We start from the raw sequence: 18,924 nt of genomic DNA on the forward strand, positions 1-18,924 counted from the left end.
TTCAGCTCCCAGTCCAGGGTGGAGCAAGTCACCGCCAGCAATCCGGCCAGATATCGCATCGACAGCTCAGAGACGTCCAACAACTTCTGATGCGTACTCATTTCTTCAACTCCAGATGCGGGCGGGTCATCGGCAGCAATCCTTGTGGCCGCCAGATCATCATGAACACCATCAAGAGGCCGAACATCAGCATGCGGTACTCGTTGAACTCGCGCGCCAGCTCCGGCAGCACCGTCATCACGATGGCGGCCAGCACCACCCCGATCTGGGAGCCCATGCCGCCCAGCACCACGATGGCCAGCACGATGGCCGACTCGATGAAGACGAAGGACTCCGGGCTGATGAAGCCCTGGCGCGAGGCGAAGAAGCTGCCGGCAAACCCCGCGAAGCAGGCGCCTATGGTGAAGGCGGTCAGCTTGATGATGGTGGGGTTGAGCCCCAGCGACTTGCAGGCGATCTCGTCTTCCCGCAGCGCCTCCCAGGCGCGGCCGAGCGGCATGCGCAGCAGGCGGTTGATGACGAACAGGGTCGCCACCACCAGCACCAGCGCCATCAGGTAGAGGAAGATCACCTTGTGGTTGGCGTTGTAGGCGATGCCGAAGAATTCGTGGAAGGTCTCGAAGCCGCCGTCCTTGACGGTGCGGTTGAACTCCAGCCCCCCCAGGGTCGGTTTGGGAATGCCGGAGATGCCGTTCGGGCCGCCGGTCAGGCTGGTCATGTTGTTGAGCAGGATGCGGATGATCTCGCCAAAGCCCAGGGTGACGATGGCCAGGTAATCCCCCCGCAGCCGCAGTACCGGGAAGCCGAGCAGGAAGCCGAAGGTGGCCGCCATCAGGCCGGCGATGGGCAGGCACTCCCAGAAGCTGAGGCCGAAGTAACTGTTGAGCAGGGCATAGCTGTAAGCGCCGACCGCGTAGAAGCCAACATAGCCGAGATCGAGCAGGCCGGCGAGGCCCACCACCACGTTCAGGCCCAGCCCCAGCATGATGTAAATCAGGGTGAGGGTGGCGAGATCGATGGCGCCGCGGGAGGCCATGAAGGGCCAGCTCACCGCAAACAGCAGCACCAGCACGGCGGTCAGGTTATAGAGCTTGGGCGCCTCTTCCGGGCTTGGCAGCACCAGCTTGGTGAAGCCGACCGAGAAGCCGCTGATGGAGGCCTGGAACAGCCGGCTTATCTGGCCGCGCAGCATCTGGAACCAGAACACCAGGGTGGCACCGCCCAATAGCCAGGCCAGCGACACGTCGAGCCGGCTCACTACCAGCAGGCGGGTGCCGTCGGTCTCCAGCTTGAAGCCGAGCAGCCAGAAGGAGAGCACCAGCAGTACCAGGCTGGCGATGCAGGCATGAATGAATTGGCGTTTCATCATACTTTCTCCACTTCCGGGCGGCCCAGGATGCCAGTGGGCATAAAGAGCAGTACGAAGATGAGCAGGGCGAACGCCATCACATCCTTGTACTCGGTGCTGAGGTAGCCGGCGGTGAGCGCCTCCACCACACCGAGCAGCAGGCCGCCCAGCACGGCGCCGGGAATGCTGCCGATACCGCCCAATACTGCGGCTGTGAATGCCTTCAGACCGGCCATAAAACCGAGGTAGGGGTTGATGACGCCGTAATACATGCCGAGCAGCACGCCGGCGACGGCGGCCAGGGTGGCCCCCAGCACGAAGGTGATGGAGATGACCACGTGGGTGTCTATCCCCAACAGGTTGGCCATCTTGATGTCTTCCGAACAGGCGCGGCAGGCGCGGCCCATGCGGGAGCGGCCGATGAACTGGGTCAGCGCCAGCATGGTGATGAAGGTCACCACGAAGATGATGAGCTGCATCCAGGAGAGGCTGGCCTGGAAGCCGTCGGCCTCACCCAGGGTCCAGCCGCCGGAGATCAGGGTGGGCATGGCGATGTCGCGCGAGCCCTGGGCCATCCGCATCATGTTCTGCAGGAAGATCGACATGCCGATGGCGGAGATGAGGGGGATCAGCCGGTTGCCGCCCCGCAGCGGGCGATAGGCGACCCGCTCTATGGTCCAGCCATAGCTGCCTGTGATGATGATGCTGACCAGGAAGGCGCCCCCCAGCAGCAGAAAGGTGCTGTCGATGCCCATCATCATGAGCCCCGCCATCACCATGAAAGCGACATAGGAGCCGATCATGTAGACCTCGCCGTGGGCGAAGTTGATCATGCCGATGATGCCATAGACCATGGTGTAGCCGATGGCGATCAACGCATAGGTGCTGCCTATGGTTAACCCGTTCAGCAACTGCTGAACCAGGTAAAGGAAGTGTTCGGACATACTGCGTTCCCTGTACTTGCCCGCAAAGAAAGGAGGGGTGACTCACGTCACCCCGACCGGCAGATTACTTGAGTTGGGTAGAGGTACCGTCGGCGTGCCACTGGAACACTCCGAATTCAAACCCTTTCAGGTCGCCGTTGGGAGCCCAGCTGAGGGGGCCCATCACGGTATCGACCGGCGCGGCCTTGATGGCAGCGGCAACGGCAGCCGGGTCATCCTCACCCGCCTTGGCGATACCGGCAGCCAGGGTTTGCACCGCGGCATAGGTGGTCCACACGAATGGACCGGAGGAGTCCTGGCCCTTGGCCTTGAACGCGGCAACCAGCGGGGCGTTGGCCGGCACTAGGTCGTACTTGTTCGGCAGGGTGACCAGCAGGCCTTCGGAAGCCGGGCCGCCGATGGCGGAGATGTCCTTGTTACCCACCCCTTCCGGACCCATGAACTTAGCCTTGAGGCCCTTCTCGCCGGCCTGACGCAGGATCAGACCCAGCTCAGGGTGATAGCCGCCGTAGTAGACGAAATCGACGTTCTCTTTCTGCAGCTTGGCGATCAGGGCGGAGAAGTCCTTGTCGCCGGCGGTGATGCCTTCAAACGCCACCACCTTGACGCCGGCCTTGTCCAGCGCCGCTTTCACGCTGGAGGCGATGCCTTCACCGTACTGTTTCTTGTCGTGGATGACGGCCACGCGCTGGGGTTTGACCTGTTCGATGATGTATTTGGCGGCAGTTGGGCCCTGATCGCTGTCCAGGCCGATGGTACGCAGCACCAGCTGGTAGCCACGCTCGGTGATCTTGGGGTTGGTGGAGGCCGGGGTGACCATCAGCACGCCTTCATCTTCATAGATATCGGAGGCGGGCAGGGTGTTGTCGGAGCAGAGGTGGCCGACCACGAACTTGACGCCGTCGTTGATCACCTTGTTGGCGACCGCCACGGCCTGTTTCGGGTCACAGGCATCGTCATAGATGACGGCTTCGATCTGCTTGCCCTTGATGCCGCCGGCCTTGTTGATCTGCTCGACCGCCATCTTGCCGCCGGTGAACTGCATGTCGCCGTACTGGGCGACCGGGCCAGTGACCGGACCGGCGATGCCGATCTTGATGGTATCCGCCGCGTGGACCAGTGAGACCGATCCGAACAGAGCCATAGAAACCGCTGCCCTGACTGCCATTTTGCTCAACTTATTCATCGATTCGTCCCTTAATCAGTGGATTGTTTCATTTTCCGTGTGCCATTCCGAACCGTGATCCCGCCAGTCCGGCAATAGGTATGGTTCTATCATTCCTCGCTGGGCAATAACAAGCTGTTAAAGATACTAACCAGAGAGGGGGTAATAGTGCTTTTTTGAAACAAATATCTAATTACAGTTATCTATTTAGAAGTTGATGCTGATGATGGCAATTAACATCTTCTCAACAAGGTGCACTTTCGATAAATGATAGATGAAAAAACTGACGATATTTTACTCTGACGCTGCTCCCATTTTGACCAAAATCCGTTTGCGCAAATAGAAATGACCGCCTAGATTAGCCAGCATTGACAATTCATTGGCAGCACTCGTTAAAACCAAGCCTTTATTCGGGAAATCTGCTAATGTTCCGCCTTTGATCTTCAGGAGACAGAGATGGCCACTATCAAGGATGTCGCCTCCCGCGCAGGCGTATCCATCTCCACCGTCTCACATGTACTCAATCACACCCGTCGGGTCAGCGAAGACGCAACCCAAAAAGTGCTTGAGGCGGTGGCAGAACTCAACTACGCGCCCAACTCGGTAGCGCGCAGCCTCAAGATAAACTCGACCAAGACCATCGGCATGCTGGTGACCACCAGTGCCAACCCCTTCTTTGCGGAAGTGGTGCAAGGGGTGGAGGCGTACTGCTTCGAGCAGGGCTACAGCCTGATCCTCTGCAACACCGAGAACCAGCCGCCCCGTCAGCAGCACTACCTGCGCATGCTGATGGAGAAGCGGGTCGACGGTCTGCTGGTGCTGGGAACCGACATCGATACCCCGCTGCGCGACATGCTGCGCATCCACAAGAACGTGCCGCAAGTGGTGCTGGACTGGGGTACCGAGTGCGACTTTGCCAACGTCATCAATGACAACGCCCGCATCGGGGCGCGCCTGGCCGTGCGTCATTTGCTGGAGCAGGGTCACCGCGACATCGTCTGCATCACCGGGCAGCTGGCCAAGCCAACCACCCAGCAGCGGCTGGACGGGGTGCGCGATGCCCTTGCCGAACAGGGGCTGACCCTGAAAGACGAGCAGATCTTCGAAGGGGATTACGAGAGCCAGAGCGGTTTCGATGCCATGCAGCGGATCCTGGCCCTCACCCCGCGGCCGACCGCGGTGTTTGCCTTCGACGATCCCATGGCGATCGGCGCCATCTGCGCCGCCTGGGAAGCCGGAGTCAAGGTGCCGGACGACATCTCCATGATCGGTTATGACGACGTGGAGATGGCGCGCTTCTCCAGCCCGCCGCTCACCACCATCCGCCACCCCAAGGCCGAGCTCGGCCTGCTGGCGGTGCAGCAGCTGGTGAGCCGGATCCGCAACAAGGAGCTGGAAGTCGAGTCGATGACGGTGCAGCCCGAGCTCATCGTCCGCCGCTCGGTCAAGTCCCTGCGCTGATCGCGCCACGGCAGAGCCAGCAACAAGAAAACCCCCTCGCCAGCGAGGGGGTTTTTGTTTGGCCCGCGTTTATTGCAGGGGCGGCCAGTACTCCTGGTTGGCGGCGATCAGGTCGTCCAGGATGGCTTTGGCCACCGAGGCGCTCGGCACCGTCTTGGAGAGGGTGATCGCCTGCCACAGCTTCTGATAGGAGCGCTCGATCCACGCCTCCACCACCAGCTTCTCGACGGCCACCTGCTGACCCATCATGCCCTGCTGGAATAGCGGGATGTTGCCCACCTGCAGTGGCTCGGGGCCGCTGCTGCCCACCAGACAGGGGATCTCGACCATGGCCTCCGGGTCGAAGTTGGGGATGGCGCCCCGGTTCGGCACGATCAGCAGCATCCGCTCCTGGGTGTTGAAGGCGATGGCGGTGGCCAGATCCACTATGTAGGAGGCGTGCTCGTCGATCTCCAGCTCGCCGGCGTCGGCCTTGCCGGCCGCCACTATGGCGCGGCAGGCGCTGAACACCCGCGTCTCGCGGTGCTCCATCACCTCGTTGGCGCGGGTGTGCTCCGGATTGGAGTGGGCCACCACATAGTCCGGGTAGAGGTAGTACTTCAGATAGGTGTTGGGCAGGGTATCCGGATCAAGAGCCCACACGTCCCTGGCCTTGGCGAAGGTGTCGTTCCAGCTGGCCTCGGCGTGGCCGGCCTGCTTGGGCACATAGCCGTGTTTGGCCACGTGGGCCTTGATGGCCGGCATCAGGTCGTTGCCCGCCAGATCCTCGATGCGGGTCCACCAGCCGAAGTGGTTGAGGCCGTAGTAGCGTACCCGCATCTCCTTGCGTGACGGCAGGCCGGCGATCTGGGCCATCCGTCCCTCGATGCCGATGGGCATGTCGCAGATGTTGAGGATCCTGGCGTGGGGACGCAGGCGACGGGTCGCCTCGGCCACGATGGCGGCCGGGTTGGAGTAGTTCAGCATCCAGGCATCCGGCGAGTACTGCTCCATGTAGTCGACCAGCTCCAGCACGCCGCCGATGGAGCGCATGCCGTAGGCGATGCCGCCCGGGCCACAGGTCTCCTGGCCGACCACGCCATGGCGCAGCGGGATCTTCTCGTCCAGCTCGCGCATGGGGTACTTGCCGACCCGAATGTGGGCCATGACGAAGTCCACCCCGCTGAAGGCCGCCTTGGGGTCGGTGCCGTAGCTGAAGGCAATGTCCGGGGCTCTCTCTTTGAGCAGGACGCGGCAGGCTTCGGCGATCACCTCCTGGCGGGCCCCATCGTTGTCGTAGAACTTGATCTCGTGCAGCGGGAAGCGGTGCTGGTTCTCCAGCAGCATGAGAACGATGCCCGGGGTAAAGGTGCTGCCACCGCCGGCAATGACGACAGAGAATTTTTTCATGATCATGACTCCGTTACGAAAGAAGAGGAGGAGGGGTTGTTCATCAGGCTCTCCATGTTTTCCCTCAGCTGGGGTACATGCAGACCGACAATGATCTGGATGCTGTCACCGTGGCGGACCACGCCGTGGGCACCCAACTGTTTGAAAGCATCATCTGGTGCCACCAGGCCCGCATCGCGCAGCGATATGCGCAGCCGGGTGGCACAGTTGTTCAGGCTGTTGATATTTTCCGCGCCACCGAGCGCCACCAGAATATGGCCGGCAATATCATGGCCACGCTGTTTTTTGGCGGCCTGATAATCGGCCTTGGAATAAAGTCTTATTTCGCTTTCATCCCGCCCAGGGGTTTTCAAATTGAATTTCAGAATGAGCGTGCGGAATATCAGGAACCAGATCCCGGTAAAGGTCAGCCCGATGGCAATCTGGGTAAACATCATGCCGGCGTGATTGTGGAACATGGGGATCCAGTTCTGCGGCAGGAACTGGTCGAGCAGACCGCCGCCCATGTTACCGACGACCCCGAACAGGTACATCACGGTCGCCATGGTGGCAGCCAGCAGGGCATGGATGGCGAACAGCAGGGGCGAGATGAAAAGGAAGGTGAACTCGAGCGGCTCGGTGATCCCCACCAGCATGGCGGTCAGGGTCGCCGGGATCAGCAAGCCGGCTACCTTGGTCTTGTTCTCTTTGGCGGCGGTGGCGTAGATGGCGAGTGCAATCCCCATGGCCCCGAAGATCTTGGAGTTGCCATGCAGGGCGAAGCCACCCTGGGGGAACAGCTCGATCAGCGGCCGGGTGCTCTGGCTGAACTCCAGCATGTGCTGGGCCCAGTAGAGCTGGATGCCGCCTTCCACCGCGGCCGGGCCGAAGATGAAGGGGCCGTAGATGAAGTGGTGCAGGCCGGTTGGGATCAGGATCCGCTCAAGGAAGGTGTAAACCCAGACGCCGAGCGGGCCGGAGACCAGCATGAACTCCTGCAGGGAGGCGATGCCCATCTGCACCTTGGGCCAGCCCAGCAGGGTCAGCCAGGCGCAGGGGATCATCACGAAGAAGGCGACTATGGTGACGAACGAGCTGCCCTGGAAGATGCCGAGAAAGACCGGCAGCTGCCGGTCGAACAGCCGATTGTGCAGGGCGGTGACGATGCCGGAGATGGCGATGGCACCTATGATGCTGGTGTCCAGGGTCTTGATGCCGGCCACCATGGCCAGCCCACTCTCGCCACCCACCGCCTGGTTGAAGTCGACCCCGAAATAGTCGCCCCAGGTCATCCCCATGGCATTGATGAAGTAGTTCCAGGTCATGAAGCTGACCAGCACGGAGAGGCAGGCGCGGGCCTGAGCCTTGTTTGCCAGACCGATCGGCAGGCCGATGGCAAATATCAGCGGCATATTTCGAAATACCGTCCAGCCACCCTCTTCAATAATATGAACTATTTGAAAAAACAGTCCCTGAGGATTGGCTAGCGTTTCTCCCACGAACATGGGATTTTTCAGCATGATTGCAATGCCTACCACCATACCTGCGAATGGAAACAGTAATACAGGCGTAAACATTGCTCCGCCAAAACGTTGAATTTGACTGAGCATATAGCGTCCCTTTTTATTAGAGAATTGTCTGACTGCTGTTGTCGTGTTGCTGAATTGAACCTAACAACAAGCGATAACCCCCTCATGAAATATGTGGTGGTTATGTGATCCGGCGCATGCACTTATTTAGACAAAGAGATCTAAGTTTTGCGATATTGTTGTACGTCTTGTTTTTGTGACGTTTTTATCGGGTTATTTAAATTTAAAGTTGTTTATTTTCCGCTGGTTGAAATAAAGGTGAGCGATTGGGTCGCCACTCAGGCGGAGTGAGGAGAGGTCTAGCAGTGATCTACAAATCGGTGGCGGATCGGTTGCGTATCCGGGTCAACGGGGCGGATTGCCGGGTGGGGGATGTGCTGCCGAGCGAGAAAACTCTGGCGAGTCAGTTCGGGGTATCGCGGATGACGGTGCGCAAGGCGGTGGACATGCTGATCGAGTGGGGGCTGGTGGAGCGGCGCCACGGCAGCGGCACCTACGTGACCAAGAAGGATGTGCAGCACGAGACCAAGGGGTTGAGCGGTTTCACCGAGCTGATGCGTGAACAGGGCCGCAGCCTGACCAGCGAGGTGCTGGAGTTTCGCACCATGCCGGCCCCGCCCGCCATCGCCAGCCAGCTCAGGATCAAGGTGAACGAGCCGGTCTACTTCTCCAACCGGGTGCGTTCGGTGGACGGCCGGGCCCTGCTGGTGGAGGAGAGCTACATGCCGGTGCGGTTGTTTCGCACCCTCTCGGTGGCCCATCTGGAGGGATCCAAGTTCGCCTACATCGAGAACGAGTGCCAGCTCCCCATCGCGGGCAACTACGAGAGCTTCAGCGCCGTGCTGGCCGACCGGCGCATGGCGGAGCTGCTGCACATCGAGCAGGGGGCGCCCATCCTGCGGCTCACCTCGCTCTCATACGGTGAGAACGGCGAGTTTCTCAACTACTCCATCATGTTCCGCAATGCCAACGACTATCACGTCGACTACCACCTGCGCCGCGCCCGCGGCTAGCCTGCCCCCACCTTGTTGCGTATGCCAACCCCCTCGCCAGCGAGGGGTTTTGTTTGATGGGTCTGGGGTTGGCACATCAGTTCGAGTCCGACCAGCCGCTGTTCAACAGCCGCAAGGCATAAGGTTCAACCATGGGGGCATTGGGCGCAAATGTCCCCCTCTGCCCATGCAGATCAAAATAATCAATTCAGATGTCCGTTATCCTTGCCGCCAGTGGTGGATGAGGCAGTGAGGGAAACATGAGCGTGATCGAAGCCGTGACCATGGCCGCCGGCCTGGCCTATCTGGTGCTGCTGGCGTGGCAGGCGCGATCGGGCTGGCAGTGGCGTCTTGCCCTCGGCCTGCTGCTCATGCTCTGGTTGCTGGCGGCGGACAGCCTGCTCTGGCTCGGCGTCGGGCTGGTGGCCGGTGCGCTTGCCTTCTGGCACCAGCGGCGGCCGCTGCCCGCCCTCGAGGCGCTCGACAGCCAGTGGCTGCGGGCACGCACACGCCAGCTGCTGTTGCTCTGCTGGGGGCTGGTGACACTGCAGTACGGCTTGCATGTCTGGCAGCTGGGGCAGGGGATGAGCCCCTGGCTGGTGCGCCCTGACGTGGTGGACGGCTTCCTGCCCATCGCCGGCGGGCTCGGGCTGCGGGCCTGGCTCGGGCAGGGGCTGGTGGATCCCCACCATCCGGCGGCCACCATCACTGTGCTGGTGCTCTCGCTGTCGGCCCTGCTGCTGGGGCGGGCGTTCTGCGCCTGGTTCTGCCCGCTCGGGCTGGTGGGTGAGTGGCTGCACGCCCTGCGCAGCCGATGGCTGGCGGGGGAGTGGACGCCGCCGCGCTGGCTCGATGTCGTGTTGCGCGGCCAGAAGTTTTTGGTGCTCGCTTTTCTGCTGTTTATCGTGCTGATGGCGGTGCCAAACGACGCCCTGCCAGGCTACTTCACCAGCCCCTACCATCAGGCGGCGGACATGAAGATGGGGGCCTTCTTCTTCAACCTGACCCTGATCTCGGGTCTGTGCCTTGGCTGGGTGCTGCTGCTCACCGCCACCTTCCGGCAAGGGTTCTGCCGCTACCTCTGCCCCTATGGCGCATGGCTCGCCCTGCTGGGGTTGCTGACACCGCTGCGCATCCGCCGCGACCCGGCTCGCTGCCTGCGCAGCGCGGGCCACGATTGCGACAAGTGCAGCCAGGCCTGCCCGTCGCGCATCCAGGTGCACCAGCTGATCGCGGTGCGCAGCCTCGAGTGCACCAGCTGCCTGAGCTGCGTGGCCGCCTGCCCGAAGCGGACCGATGCGCTGCATTTGGGCACGAAAGGGCGCAGGCTCAGCCCTCCACGTTTGCTGGGGCTGCTCTGCCTGTTGCTGCTGGTGTTGCCACTGCTTTGTTATGGCCTGCTGGGGATCTGGGTCAGCCAGACGCCGCTCGAGGTGCGGACCCAGCTGCTGCAACTGCTGCCGCAGTTGACCCATTGAATACCGACACGCCGGTCAAAGGCGGTCTGCCCAGGGGGGCCGGGCTGCCTGAAAATGCACCCAAATTTGATACCTGAGGGGGAGCAGGGTAAAGTCCCTTCCCCGACATGGCGGCTCTGCAGCCGTGCCGGACCGGCAGTCAGCCCTGAGCGCACCTCGCTTCCCCTTCGAAGCAGCCAGCGCCGGGCGCCGGCACCTAGATGAGCGCGATCTACCATGACAACCGGCGTAGCAAATGCAACGGTCCGCGGTCGCGATCAGATCCACAATCGTCTTTGGAGAAGTAAATGGGACAGAAACCATCGTTGGTAGGCGGGGCATGCATCATTGCCGGCGTCTGTGTCGGGGCTGGCATGCTGGGTTTGCCGAGTGCGGGGGCGGGTGCCTGGACCCTCTGGTCGGTACTGGCCATCACCCTGACCATGATAGTGATGACAGTCTCCGGCTGGATGCTGCTGGAGTCCTATCAGGGCTATCCGCTGCGCGTGTCGTTCGATACCGTCACCCGTGAGCTGCTGGGGGAGAAGGTCAACGCCTTCAACAACCTCACCGTCTATTTCGTCGGCGGCATCCTGCTCTACGCCTACATCACCTCGGCCGGCCTCATCATAGACGGCATGACCGGCATCGGCAGCCAGTGGGCTTCCATCCTGTTTACCCTGGGCTTCTCCGGCCTGGTGTGGCACTCCACCCGGGCGGTGGATCGCATCTCAGTAGTGCTGGTCATCGCCATGGGACTCAGCTTCGTGTTCGGCATCTCCGGGCTCTCCATCAACATCAAGCCGACCCTGCTGTTCGACACCCTGAGCCAGCACGCCAGTTATGCTCCCTATGCGCTGGCCATGTTGCCGGTGGCGCTCACCTCGTTCGGCTATCACCACTCAGTCTCTTCCATGCGCGCCTACTACGGTGAAGAGCGCCGCGCCCGCTACGCCATCCTCGGCGGCACTGCCATCGCGCTGCTGTTCTACCTCATCTGGCTGGTGAGCGTGTTCGGCAACCTGCCGCGCAGCGAGTTCGGGCCCGTGGTGGCGCAGGGCGGCAACGTCGACGTGCTGCTCAAGGCGCTGGCCTCGGTGATCGAATCCGAGGCGGTCGCCAGCGCCCTCAACGCCTTCTCCATGGCCGCCATCCTCTCCTCCTTCATCGGAGTGGGGCTGGGGGTGTTCGACTATCTGGCGGATCTGTTCAAGTTCGACAACAGCCGCCAGGGCCGCGCCAAGTCGTGGGCCGCCACCTTCCTGCCGCCGCTGCTGCTCTCCCTGCTGTTCCCGTTCGGCTTCCTGATGGCCATCGGCTACGCGGGCGCCGTGGCCACCCTGTGGACCTGCATCATCCCGGCCCTGCTGGCCTGGAAGGTGCGCGCCGGCAAGCAGGAGGGCAAGGACGAGGGTTTCCGCGCACCGGGTGGCATGCCGATGATCGTCGGCGTCTTCCTGTTCGGGGTGCTGACCGCCGCCTTCCACCTGCTCAACATGGCGGGCCTGCTGCCGGTCTATACCGGCTGAAGGGGCTGAATTCCCCCCGGTCTGCCGCGGCAGGCTGCGACAAAAAACGGCGCCTGATGGCGCCGTTTTGCATGCCAGATTGTGACTCAGACAGACAGGTTGGGGTTGGGCGGGCTGGCCGGCTGGCTGGTGTGCACTATAGTTTGGTTCTTTTTGGAGCCAAAAATAGGAGCTGGCTATGGCATGGACTATCGATGATTCGCAACCTCGCATCCTCTACAACAAGGACAAGCACGTAGCCGTGACGGCGTCGGCCATGAGCAAGTACCACGAGTGGCGACGGGAGATAGTGCGAGGCACGGACCCCAAGAACGCCGCCGACAAGGTGGGCGACATGCATTACGAACAGCTGGGCGGCAAGCACAAGGGGATCTACACGATCCGCCTCAGTCAGGAGCACAGGGTCGCCTTTACCATCAACAGCACCCTGCAGCAGGTCAGCGTAATCAGCATTGGTGGCCATTTTCCGCCGGGCTGATGCAGCAGACTGAGACGAAATGGCGCCTTGCGGCGCCGTTTTTTTATGGGGGCCGGCAACCGACCGCATGGTTAGCGGTAGCGGGCGGCGGTGATGAACTGGCCGAAGGTCTCGCACCAGATGATCACGCTGTCATAGTCGGCCGGGTTCACATCGGCAGGCAGGGGGACGATAAAGTTGTCGAAAGTCTTCACCGGCCCGATCTTCACCATCTTCTCCTTCTGGCGGGCAAAGTCGGCCTCGGTCTCGACGAAGGTGGGCGACAGGTAGAGCTGGTAGTCGGGGCCAGGCGCCAGCCTGCCCATCAGGCTGATGGCATCGGGCCCTATGCTGACCTGCCCCTCGCCCCAGTGCAGCCGGTCGCTGTCTTGCAGATCCCGGCGAAAGGTGCCGTGAAAGCTGGCCTGAGCCTGCCGGGCGGCAACCTGCTCGTTGGCGGGGGCGGGCGGGGCGATCAGGATCGGCAGGGCATAGATGCCGGCCGCAAAGCCGGCGGCGCCCACCAGCAGATGGCTGGCCAGCAGCAGGGTCAGGGTCTTGCGTTGCATAGTGTCTCGGTCGTTGATTAATTGATGGCTCCACCCTACCAGCAGGCCGCCGTCATGCCCAGCCCGGGAGGAGGGCATGACGGTGGTTGCTCGGGCATCGCGTTGGCGGGGCTTACTGGATGCTGACCGAGAGGGTGTGGGGGACCTGCTCGCCACGGCGGGCGGAGGCGCGCATCTGATAGACCTGGATCAGGTACTTGCCGGAGGCGGGCAGGGCGCCTTGCCACTGGCCATCGCCATCGTTGCGGCCCAGAGCTTCGGCCTGACCGGGCTGGGCACCGGGGGCGAAGACGTTGAAGTTGGCGTTGCTGCTGCCGCCAATCTTGACCGTCATGGTCTGGCCCGCCTTGGCCACCAGGGTGTAATGGATGGTGTCGTAGCCCGCGAAGCTGCCCTTGAGCTGGGCGCTGTGGGCCCCCTTGGCAAACTGCACCGGGACCGTGGTGATCTTGTCGGCGGCCTGCGCACCGGCGGCGGCCATGGTGACGGCCAGCAGGGCGGCCTGAATTGCTCGTTTCATCGTTGCACCTCGTGAAGGGGCCCTGTCACCCTGGCAGAGCCGCCCTGACAAGATATGACTAAATCGGCGGACTGGCTATCCGGGTGGTGGTCGGGTCAGATGTGTCGATGGGGCAGATGTGGCGCGAACGGGGGAGATACCTGGCGACCCTATCCTCGCATGTTGCAGCGCAAGGCAAGCGACGGTCGTGCGGGTTGTTTAAGCCGGGCGCAGCTGACTGGCCCGGCTTGGTGTTCACTCCCTTTATCGCACGAATCAGTGCGCGGACAGGATTAGGGGTTGAAGCTGCGGGTGATCTTCAGCTGATGAATCCCGCCGGAGCACTGGGCATCATTGCCCCAGGCGCTGACCGGCAGGCCGCGTTCCAGCGCCAGCAAGGCCATCTCGAACATGCCCCTGCCGGGGTAATCATTCAGGTTCTTGAAGACATGGAAGCTCGTGCTGCCCTGCTCATAATTCTTTTCCCATGAAATTACCACCGCATTGCCTGCGTCGGGGCCGCCACTGGCCGACTTGATATAACCGGCATGAACATCGGTCAAGATGACCTGGTCAAGACACTGCACGTCGACCCGGTAAGTGGCCAAGGCACTGGTAGAGCACATCAGGGCGGACAAGGCGGCCAACATAACGAACTTCTTTTTTATGATCATTCTACACATCTCCATCTGTGTGTTTCAGGTGAATGGCGGAAATTAAAATGGAGAGATGGAAAAGGCCATGGCTATTTAATTCAGATAAATCTGATATTGATGCCATATATCTTTTTTCAATTTTATTGTTTGGGTTGCTTATTTTGATCGGGTGATAACTTATTGATTTTCAATGGTTTGTTTTTGAATGTGGGTGTCACTATTTTTCATTGTCACGATGGTATTAAAGATGGTTGGATATATAAAACAATCCGTTTTTAATGCTTTGTTATTTATATTTAGCCATGTTTTGGCAGAAATCACGGCTTGATTGATGAGGTACAATAACGAGAAATGGGGCGCACAAAATATTTTTGTGGCTATTGCTATCCATCGGCAGCAGCCAGCCTGCATATGCATTTTGATGATCGGTAGAGAGGCTGGCTTATATGCGCGCGTATTCGATAACGGCTATCGCTCAAGGGAGTCCGCTGACGGGCATATCCCGTGCAGCCTTGAACAAGACGCTGTGGGCGCGATGACAATCCGGTACCCTATGGCTCGGATTCTTCTTTCATCACGGGAATGGAACATGCTGATCATCTTCAGTGGTTTGCCGGGCAGCGGGAAAAGCACCATAGCACGGGCCCTGGCCCGGCGGTTGAGGGCCGTCTACCTGCGCATCGATACCATAGAGCAGGCCATTCGTGCCGCTGAGCAGGCGGATAACGAGATGGGACCCGCCGGTTATTTCGTTGCCTATGGGTTGGCCAGAGAAAACCTGACACTTGGCTCGACCGTCATCACGGATTCCGTTAACCCCATCCAGCTCACTCGGGATGCTTACCACGACATCGCCCGCTCGGTCGGGGTGCCCTGTCTCGATGTAGAGGTCGTCTGCTCCAATCCGAAGCTGTACCGCGAGCGGGTCGAAAACCGGACGGTGGATATCGAGGGGCTGGCATTGCCGGATTGGCAGGCGGTGATCGATCGCGACTATCAACTCTGGGAGAGTGAGCGTCTGGTGCTGGATAGCGCCACCCTGTCGGTCGCCCAGAGCGTGGAAACGATTGTCGCCGCGTTGGCACAGGAATCGTAGGTTCGATTAGCGCAACGTCATCGAACGAACGAGAGGCTTTGATTGCGGTTGTTGCCGTGAGTCGGGGTTGGCCAGCCGGAGGGGGAAATTCGGCTGGCCGTTATGGCGATTAGAATGGAAGGCCTCCATTGATGGGAATCAAGAACCCCATGCTGTAGTCTTTTGACGCACTACCATAGTATCCACTAGCCACCACAAATACTTGCCCTGTAGAACCATCGAGAGGTTGACTATCAATCACACCATAACCCGGTGTTATTTTTTGTGCATCGCGAAGGCAGAAATGAGCAGTTTTTCTTGGTTCTAGAACAAATGGAGTATTGAGGCTCGGGATAATATTCCAAGGAACAAAAGTACCATTAAAATTCTCACCATTTTTACCATATATCTTGACTGATACTTGAGCGGGCTCTCCAGAAACATTTGATATCTTGATACATGTCTGACCTACTTGCTCCAAGGTGTAAAAATCTGGAATTATTGCTGTCCCTGCGAATGACAAACTAGGTACGAGTAGTAGTGCGCTGGCTAAATATTTCATGTTAATCTCCTATGCATAATAAAACATTTGATATGGTACGTTAATTAATGTTTGTAGTAAGTATCCATATGAGGGATGTTTTATTATCTCGTAAAGAGATATATGAGAAATATATTGGTAGCAAAGGATGTGGATCCCGGAATCTATCCACTTTGCTGGCAAAGGCGTCATGGGTCAGATTAGCGAGTTATCAGTCGGATGACTGATATGCTGTTTTTCCACCTATTCCTGCCAATCAGCTGGTGGCCAGAAAATTGGAAAATTCGGTTGGCCGTTATGAGGGGGGAATCCATTTACGCGAAAGTCCGATTACTCCTGACGGCTAATCGAACCTACAGACTAATTGAATATACGGGTTTCGTGAGATCTCACTCAATTTATAAGTGAGATCTTCTATATAATTAAACAGCTTGTAATTAATTAGGTGTTAGTTTATATGCTTGGATGTTTTAGTAATCACGTTGAATATATAGGTTATATCGTACTCCCTAATGGAAGGGACTTTAATCAGTATTATACTCGAGACAGGCTAACCGATGCGAGTGAGTTTGATATGGATGTATTCAGGTATTTTGTTAACGCAGTTGAGTCAATGAACAATGTTATTGATTATATTTATTTTGATAACTATGACGAGCTTGTGGAATATGTGCAGTTAAATGAGTTTAGAAGACGTATCCTAAACGAACATCCTTCAATGTCTAAATTAGGTGACTTGGCAAACGCCTATAAACATAGCGTTAGACAAGTAAAACAGAACGGAAAAATAGTTATAAATGAAGATAAAATAAAAGCGGCAGACATGAATATGGTAGAAATAAAGACAGAGCTTACCATCTCGGCGGCGAAAACCTCATCAACAACTAAAATAACACCACACTTTAGGGCGGAATATTATAATATTTTTCTTGAAAACTTTTTATATTGGTTAGACTATGTTGGGGCTGGAAATAGAAATGCCAAGTTAAGATCTATTTTAGATGTGGGTCTCGGTAAATAGTTTTTGAGGTGATGGATTGCTCTGTTTTCATCTACTCCTGCACGTTAAAATTGCGCACGGTATTTTTTAAAATTTGTAGCCTCCCCTAAAAAATAAATAAAATAATTTCTCTAAAAACAGAATAATACAATAAAAACGGCGCCTTAACGGCGCCGTTTTTTATATCACTTACCCAACCAGAATCACTGCAGCAGGGAGATATCCGCGACTTGCAGGAACAGGTTGCGCAGGTTGTTCAGCAGCGCCAGACGGTTGGCCTTGAGGGCCTCGTCGTCGGCCATCACCATAACTTCGTTGAAGAAGGTATCGACCGGCTCGCGCAGGGCGGCCAGACGGGTGAGGGCAGCCTGATAGTCACCGGCAGCGAACAGCGGGGCCAGTTCGGCTTGCAGTTCGGCAACCTGGGTGGCCAGCGCCTTCTCGGCGGCATCGACCAGCAGTTCCGGTTTGACGGCAGTCGACAGTTCGCCTTCGACCTTGGCCAGAATGTTGCTCACGCGCTTGTTGGCGGCAGCCAGTGCCAGGGCGGCATCCAGGGTGCGGAAGTGGCTGACGGCCTTGACGCGACGATCGAAGTCGAGCGGACGGGTCGGGCGGCGGGCCAGTACGGCCAGCACCACGTCGGCACCGATGCCTTCGTCCTGATAGGCGGCACGGAAGCGACCCAGCATAAAGTCGACCACGTCGGTGACGACGGTTTTGTTGGTCAGCTTGTCGCCGTAGACGCGTACCGCTTCTTCAACCAGTTCCACCAGATCCAGATCCAGCTGCTTCTCGGTCATGATGCGCAGGGCACCGATGGCGGCGCGACGCAGGGCAAACGGGTCCTTGTCACCCTTCGGCAGCATGCCAATGCCGAAGATACCGGCCAGGGTGTCGAACTTGTCGGCCAGCGCGACGGCGCAGGCAACCAGACCGGACGGCAGGGCATCGCCGGCAAAGCGCGGCATGTACTGTTCGTTGAGGGCCACGGCTACCGCTTCGTCTTCGCCATCGTGACGGGCGTAGTGCATCCCCATGACACCCTGGGTGTCGGTGAACTCGCCGACCATGTTGGTCATCAGGTCACACTTGGAGAGCAGGCCGGCACGCTTGGCCTGAGCCACATCAGCGCCGATACGCTCGGCGATAAAGCCGGCGACGGTCTCGATGCGCTCGACCTTGGCCTTGACGGTACCCAGCTGTTGCTGGAACAGCACGGTTTCAAGGCGCGGCAGGCGGGAGGCCAGGGTCTGCTTGAGGTCGGTCTTGAAGAAGAACTCGGCGTCTGAGAGACGGGGGCGAACCACCTTCTCGTTGCCGCTGATGATCTGGCTCGGGTCTTTGGACTCGATGTTGGTGACGAAGATGAACTTCGGCAGCAGCTTGCCGTTCTTGTCGTAGACCGGGAAGTACTTCTGGTCACCCTTCATGGTGTGCACCAGCGCTTCGGCTGGCACGGCCAGGAACTTCTCTTCGAAGTTGGCGGTCAGCACCACCGGCCACTCGACCAGTGCGGTGACTTCTTCCAGCAGGTCGTCGTCCAGATCGGCCACGCCACCGAAGGCGGCAGCGGCCGCTTCGGCGTCAGCCTTGATCTTGGCCTTGCGCGCCATAAAGTCGGCAATCACCATGCCGCGCTCCTGCAGGATCTGCGGGTACTGGCTGGCGTTGTCGATGGTGAATTCGCTCTCGCCCATGAAGCGGTGACCGCGAATAGTGCGGGCAGAGTCGATACCCAGAATGTGGGCGGGCACCAGCTCGCCATCCAGCAGCAGGGTCACGGTAAAGACCGGACGCACGAACTGGATGGTCTTGTCGCCCCAGCGCATCATCTTCGGGATCGGCAGCTTGGCCAGCGCGGAGGCGACCAGTTCGCCCAACAACTCTTTGGCCGGACGGCCTTCGACCTTGGCGGTGTGGACCAGCCACTCGCCCTTGTCGGTGACCAGACGCTCGGCCTGCTCGACTGTGATGCCGTTGCCACGGGCCCAGCCTTCGGCAGCCTTGGTCGGCTTGCCTTCGGCATCGAACGCTTGCGCCACGGCCGGGCCGCGCTTCTCGACGCTCTTGCTCGGCTGTTCGCTGGCCAGCGCGTGCACCTTCAGCGCCAGACGGCGTGGGGAGGCAAACCACTCGACGTCGCCGAAGGCCAGATCGGCCTTGGTCAGCTCGGCTTTGAAGTTGTCGGCAAAGGCTTCGGCCAGGGAGCGCAGGGCTTTGGGCGGCAGCTCAGCAGTACCGATCTCTACCAGAAATGTATGTTGTGCCATG

17 protein-coding genes are annotated in these 18,924 nt (G+C 59.2%); 7 read left to right on the forward strand and 10 right to left on the reverse strand.

Features of this window, described 5'->3' with window-relative positions; all coding sequences use genetic code 11:
- Positions 1–97: 97 nt before the first annotated feature.
- The 3 genes from PG897_RS18300 to PG897_RS18310 form a co-directional block, all read right to left on the reverse strand.
- A complete protein-coding gene (locus tag PG897_RS18300; RefSeq protein WP_019841062.1) occupies positions 98–1,366 on the reverse strand; it encodes a high-affinity branched-chain amino acid ABC transporter permease LivM in 1,269 nt (422 codons plus the stop codon).
- Positions 1,366–2,292 carry a high-affinity branched-chain amino acid ABC transporter permease LivH gene (livH, locus tag PG897_RS18305; RefSeq protein WP_005307331.1) on the reverse strand — a complete coding sequence of 309 codons (927 nt, stop codon included), beginning with the start codon at positions 2,290–2,292 and terminating at the stop codon, positions 1,366–1,368. The genes PG897_RS18300 and livH overlap by 1 nt, the downstream gene beginning before the upstream one ends.
- 64 nt (positions 2,293–2,356) lie before the next feature.
- A complete protein-coding gene (locus PG897_RS18310) occupies positions 2,357–3,478 on the reverse strand; it encodes a branched-chain amino acid ABC transporter substrate-binding protein (RefSeq protein ID WP_005307334.1) in 1,122 nt (373 codons plus the stop codon).
- A gap of 435 nt (positions 3,479–3,913) precedes the next feature.
- Between PG897_RS18310 and PG897_RS18315 the strand changes: the two genes are divergently transcribed.
- Entirely contained in the window at positions 3,914–4,918 is a 1,005-nt protein-coding gene (locus tag PG897_RS18315) for a substrate-binding domain-containing protein (protein ID WP_017780582.1), read from the forward strand.
- 69 nt (positions 4,919–4,987) lie between these two features.
- On the opposite strand, the gene PG897_RS18320 is transcribed toward PG897_RS18315, so the two are convergent.
- Together PG897_RS18320 and PG897_RS18325 are read right to left on the reverse strand one after the other, a co-directional pair.
- Entirely contained in the window at positions 4,988–6,307 is a 1,320-nt protein-coding gene (locus PG897_RS18320; RefSeq protein WP_201882897.1) for a 6-phospho-alpha-glucosidase, read from the reverse strand.
- A gap of 2 nt (positions 6,308–6,309) precedes the next feature.
- A complete protein-coding gene (locus PG897_RS18325) occupies positions 6,310–7,896 on the reverse strand; it encodes an alpha-glucoside-specific PTS transporter subunit IIBC (protein WP_216988833.1) in 1,587 nt (528 codons plus the stop codon).
- A 284-nt stretch (positions 7,897–8,180) separates the two neighbouring features.
- Between PG897_RS18325 and PG897_RS18330 the strand changes: the two genes are divergently transcribed.
- The 4 genes from PG897_RS18330 (at position 8,181) to PG897_RS18345 (ending at position 12,331) form a co-directional block, all read left to right on the forward strand.
- The gene (locus tag PG897_RS18330; protein WP_010635556.1) at positions 8,181–8,888 is read left to right on the forward strand and encodes a GntR family transcriptional regulator; all 708 of its coding nucleotides are present in this window, start codon (positions 8,181–8,183) and stop codon (positions 8,886–8,888) included.
- A gap of 239 nt (positions 8,889–9,127) precedes the next feature.
- Positions 9,128–10,345, forward strand: a complete 1,218-nt coding sequence (locus PG897_RS18335) for a 4Fe-4S binding protein (protein ID WP_201882994.1) — start codon at positions 9,128–9,130, stop codon at positions 10,343–10,345.
- A 287-nt stretch (positions 10,346–10,632) separates the two neighbouring features.
- Positions 10,633–11,853 carry an aromatic amino acid transporter gene (locus tag PG897_RS18340; protein ID WP_005307366.1) on the forward strand — a complete coding sequence of 407 codons (1,221 nt, stop codon included), beginning with the start codon at positions 10,633–10,635 and terminating at the stop codon, positions 11,851–11,853.
- Between the two features lie 178 nt (positions 11,854–12,031).
- A complete protein-coding gene (locus PG897_RS18345) occupies positions 12,032–12,331 on the forward strand; it encodes a hypothetical protein (protein ID WP_005307369.1) in 300 nt (99 codons plus the stop codon).
- A gap of 71 nt (positions 12,332–12,402) precedes the next feature.
- Here PG897_RS18345 and PG897_RS18350 read toward each other — a convergent pair whose 3' ends face one another.
- From PG897_RS18350 to PG897_RS18360, 3 genes are all read right to left on the reverse strand, one after another.
- The gene (locus tag PG897_RS18350; RefSeq protein ID WP_017788494.1) at positions 12,403–12,879 is read right to left on the reverse strand and encodes a DM13 domain-containing protein; all 477 of its coding nucleotides are present in this window, start codon (positions 12,877–12,879) and stop codon (positions 12,403–12,405) included.
- A 112-nt stretch (positions 12,880–12,991) separates the two neighbouring features.
- Entirely contained in the window at positions 12,992–13,399 is a 408-nt protein-coding gene (locus tag PG897_RS18355) for a hypothetical protein (RefSeq protein ID WP_005307387.1), read from the reverse strand.
- A gap of 272 nt (positions 13,400–13,671) precedes the next feature.
- Positions 13,672–14,052 carry a hypothetical protein gene (locus PG897_RS18360; RefSeq protein ID WP_201882992.1) on the reverse strand — a complete coding sequence of 127 codons (381 nt, stop codon included), beginning with the start codon at positions 14,050–14,052 and terminating at the stop codon, positions 13,672–13,674.
- A gap of 571 nt (positions 14,053–14,623) precedes the next feature.
- Between PG897_RS18360 and PG897_RS18365 the strand changes: the two genes are divergently transcribed.
- The gene (locus PG897_RS18365; protein ID WP_201882990.1) at positions 14,624–15,130 is read left to right on the forward strand and encodes an AAA family ATPase; all 507 of its coding nucleotides are present in this window, start codon (positions 14,624–14,626) and stop codon (positions 15,128–15,130) included.
- A gap of 109 nt (positions 15,131–15,239) precedes the next feature.
- Here PG897_RS18365 and PG897_RS18370 read toward each other — a convergent pair whose 3' ends face one another.
- A complete protein-coding gene (locus PG897_RS18370) occupies positions 15,240–15,671 on the reverse strand; it encodes a hypothetical protein (protein WP_139392397.1) in 432 nt (143 codons plus the stop codon).
- Between the two features lie 553 nt (positions 15,672–16,224).
- Between PG897_RS18370 and PG897_RS18375 the strand changes: the two genes are divergently transcribed.
- Positions 16,225–16,671 carry a hypothetical protein gene (locus PG897_RS18375; RefSeq protein ID WP_201882988.1) on the forward strand — a complete coding sequence of 149 codons (447 nt, stop codon included), beginning with the start codon at positions 16,225–16,227 and terminating at the stop codon, positions 16,669–16,671.
- A 182-nt stretch (positions 16,672–16,853) separates the two neighbouring features.
- Here PG897_RS18375 and glyS read toward each other — a convergent pair whose 3' ends face one another.
- Positions 16,854–18,923: a glycine--tRNA ligase subunit beta gene (gene glyS, locus PG897_RS18380; protein WP_201882986.1), complete on the reverse strand. Its 2,070-nt coding sequence runs from the start codon at positions 18,921–18,923 to the stop codon at positions 16,854–16,856.
- Position 18,924: the final 1 nt, after the last annotated feature.

It is taken from the genome of Aeromonas sp. QDB20, from assembly GCF_027707805.1.
Lineage (GTDB): Bacteria > Pseudomonadota > Gammaproteobacteria > Enterobacterales > Aeromonadaceae > Aeromonas > Aeromonas dhakensis.

Bases quoted from the DNA above. Each gene is read 5' to 3' on its own strand.
- PG897_RS18300 (WP_019841062.1), bottom strand. From the start codon at position 1,366: ATGAAACGCCAATTCATTCATGCCTGCATCGCCAGCCTGGTACTGCTG.
- livH (WP_005307331.1), bottom strand. From the start codon at position 2,292: ATGTCCGAACACTTCCTTTACCTGGTTCAGCAGTTGCTGAACGGGTTA.
- PG897_RS18310 (WP_005307334.1), bottom strand. From the start codon at position 3,478: ATGAATAAGTTGAGCAAAATGGCAGTCAGGGCAGCGGTTTCTATGGCT.
- PG897_RS18315 (WP_017780582.1), top strand. From the start codon at position 3,914: ATGGCCACTATCAAGGATGTCGCCTCCCGCGCAGGCGTATCCATCTCC.
- PG897_RS18320 (WP_201882897.1), bottom strand. From the start codon at position 6,307: ATGAAAAAATTCTCTGTCGTCATTGCCGGCGGTGGCAGCACCTTTACC.
- PG897_RS18325 (WP_216988833.1), bottom strand. From the start codon at position 7,896: ATGCTCAGTCAAATTCAACGTTTTGGCGGAGCAATGTTTACGCCTGTA.
- PG897_RS18335 (WP_201882994.1), top strand. From the start codon at position 9,128: ATGAGCGTGATCGAAGCCGTGACCATGGCCGCCGGCCTGGCCTATCTG.
- PG897_RS18340 (WP_005307366.1), top strand. From the start codon at position 10,633: ATGGGACAGAAACCATCGTTGGTAGGCGGGGCATGCATCATTGCCGGC.
- PG897_RS18345 (WP_005307369.1), top strand. From the start codon at position 12,032: ATGGCATGGACTATCGATGATTCGCAACCTCGCATCCTCTACAACAAG.
- PG897_RS18350 (WP_017788494.1), bottom strand. From the start codon at position 12,879: ATGCAACGCAAGACCCTGACCCTGCTGCTGGCCAGCCATCTGCTGGTG.
- PG897_RS18355 (WP_005307387.1), bottom strand. From the start codon at position 13,399: ATGAAACGAGCAATTCAGGCCGCCCTGCTGGCCGTCACCATGGCCGCC.
- PG897_RS18360 (WP_201882992.1), bottom strand. From the start codon at position 14,052: ATGATCATAAAAAAGAAGTTCGTTATGTTGGCCGCCTTGTCCGCCCTG.
- PG897_RS18365 (WP_201882990.1), top strand. From the start codon at position 14,624: ATGCTGATCATCTTCAGTGGTTTGCCGGGCAGCGGGAAAAGCACCATA.
- PG897_RS18370 (WP_139392397.1), bottom strand. From the start codon at position 15,671: ATGAAATATTTAGCCAGCGCACTACTACTCGTACCTAGTTTGTCATTC.
- PG897_RS18375 (WP_201882988.1), top strand. From the start codon at position 16,225: ATGGATGTATTCAGGTATTTTGTTAACGCAGTTGAGTCAATGAACAAT.
- glyS (WP_201882986.1), bottom strand. From the start codon at position 18,923: ATGGCACAACATACATTTCTGGTAGAGATCGGTACTGCTGAGCTGCCG.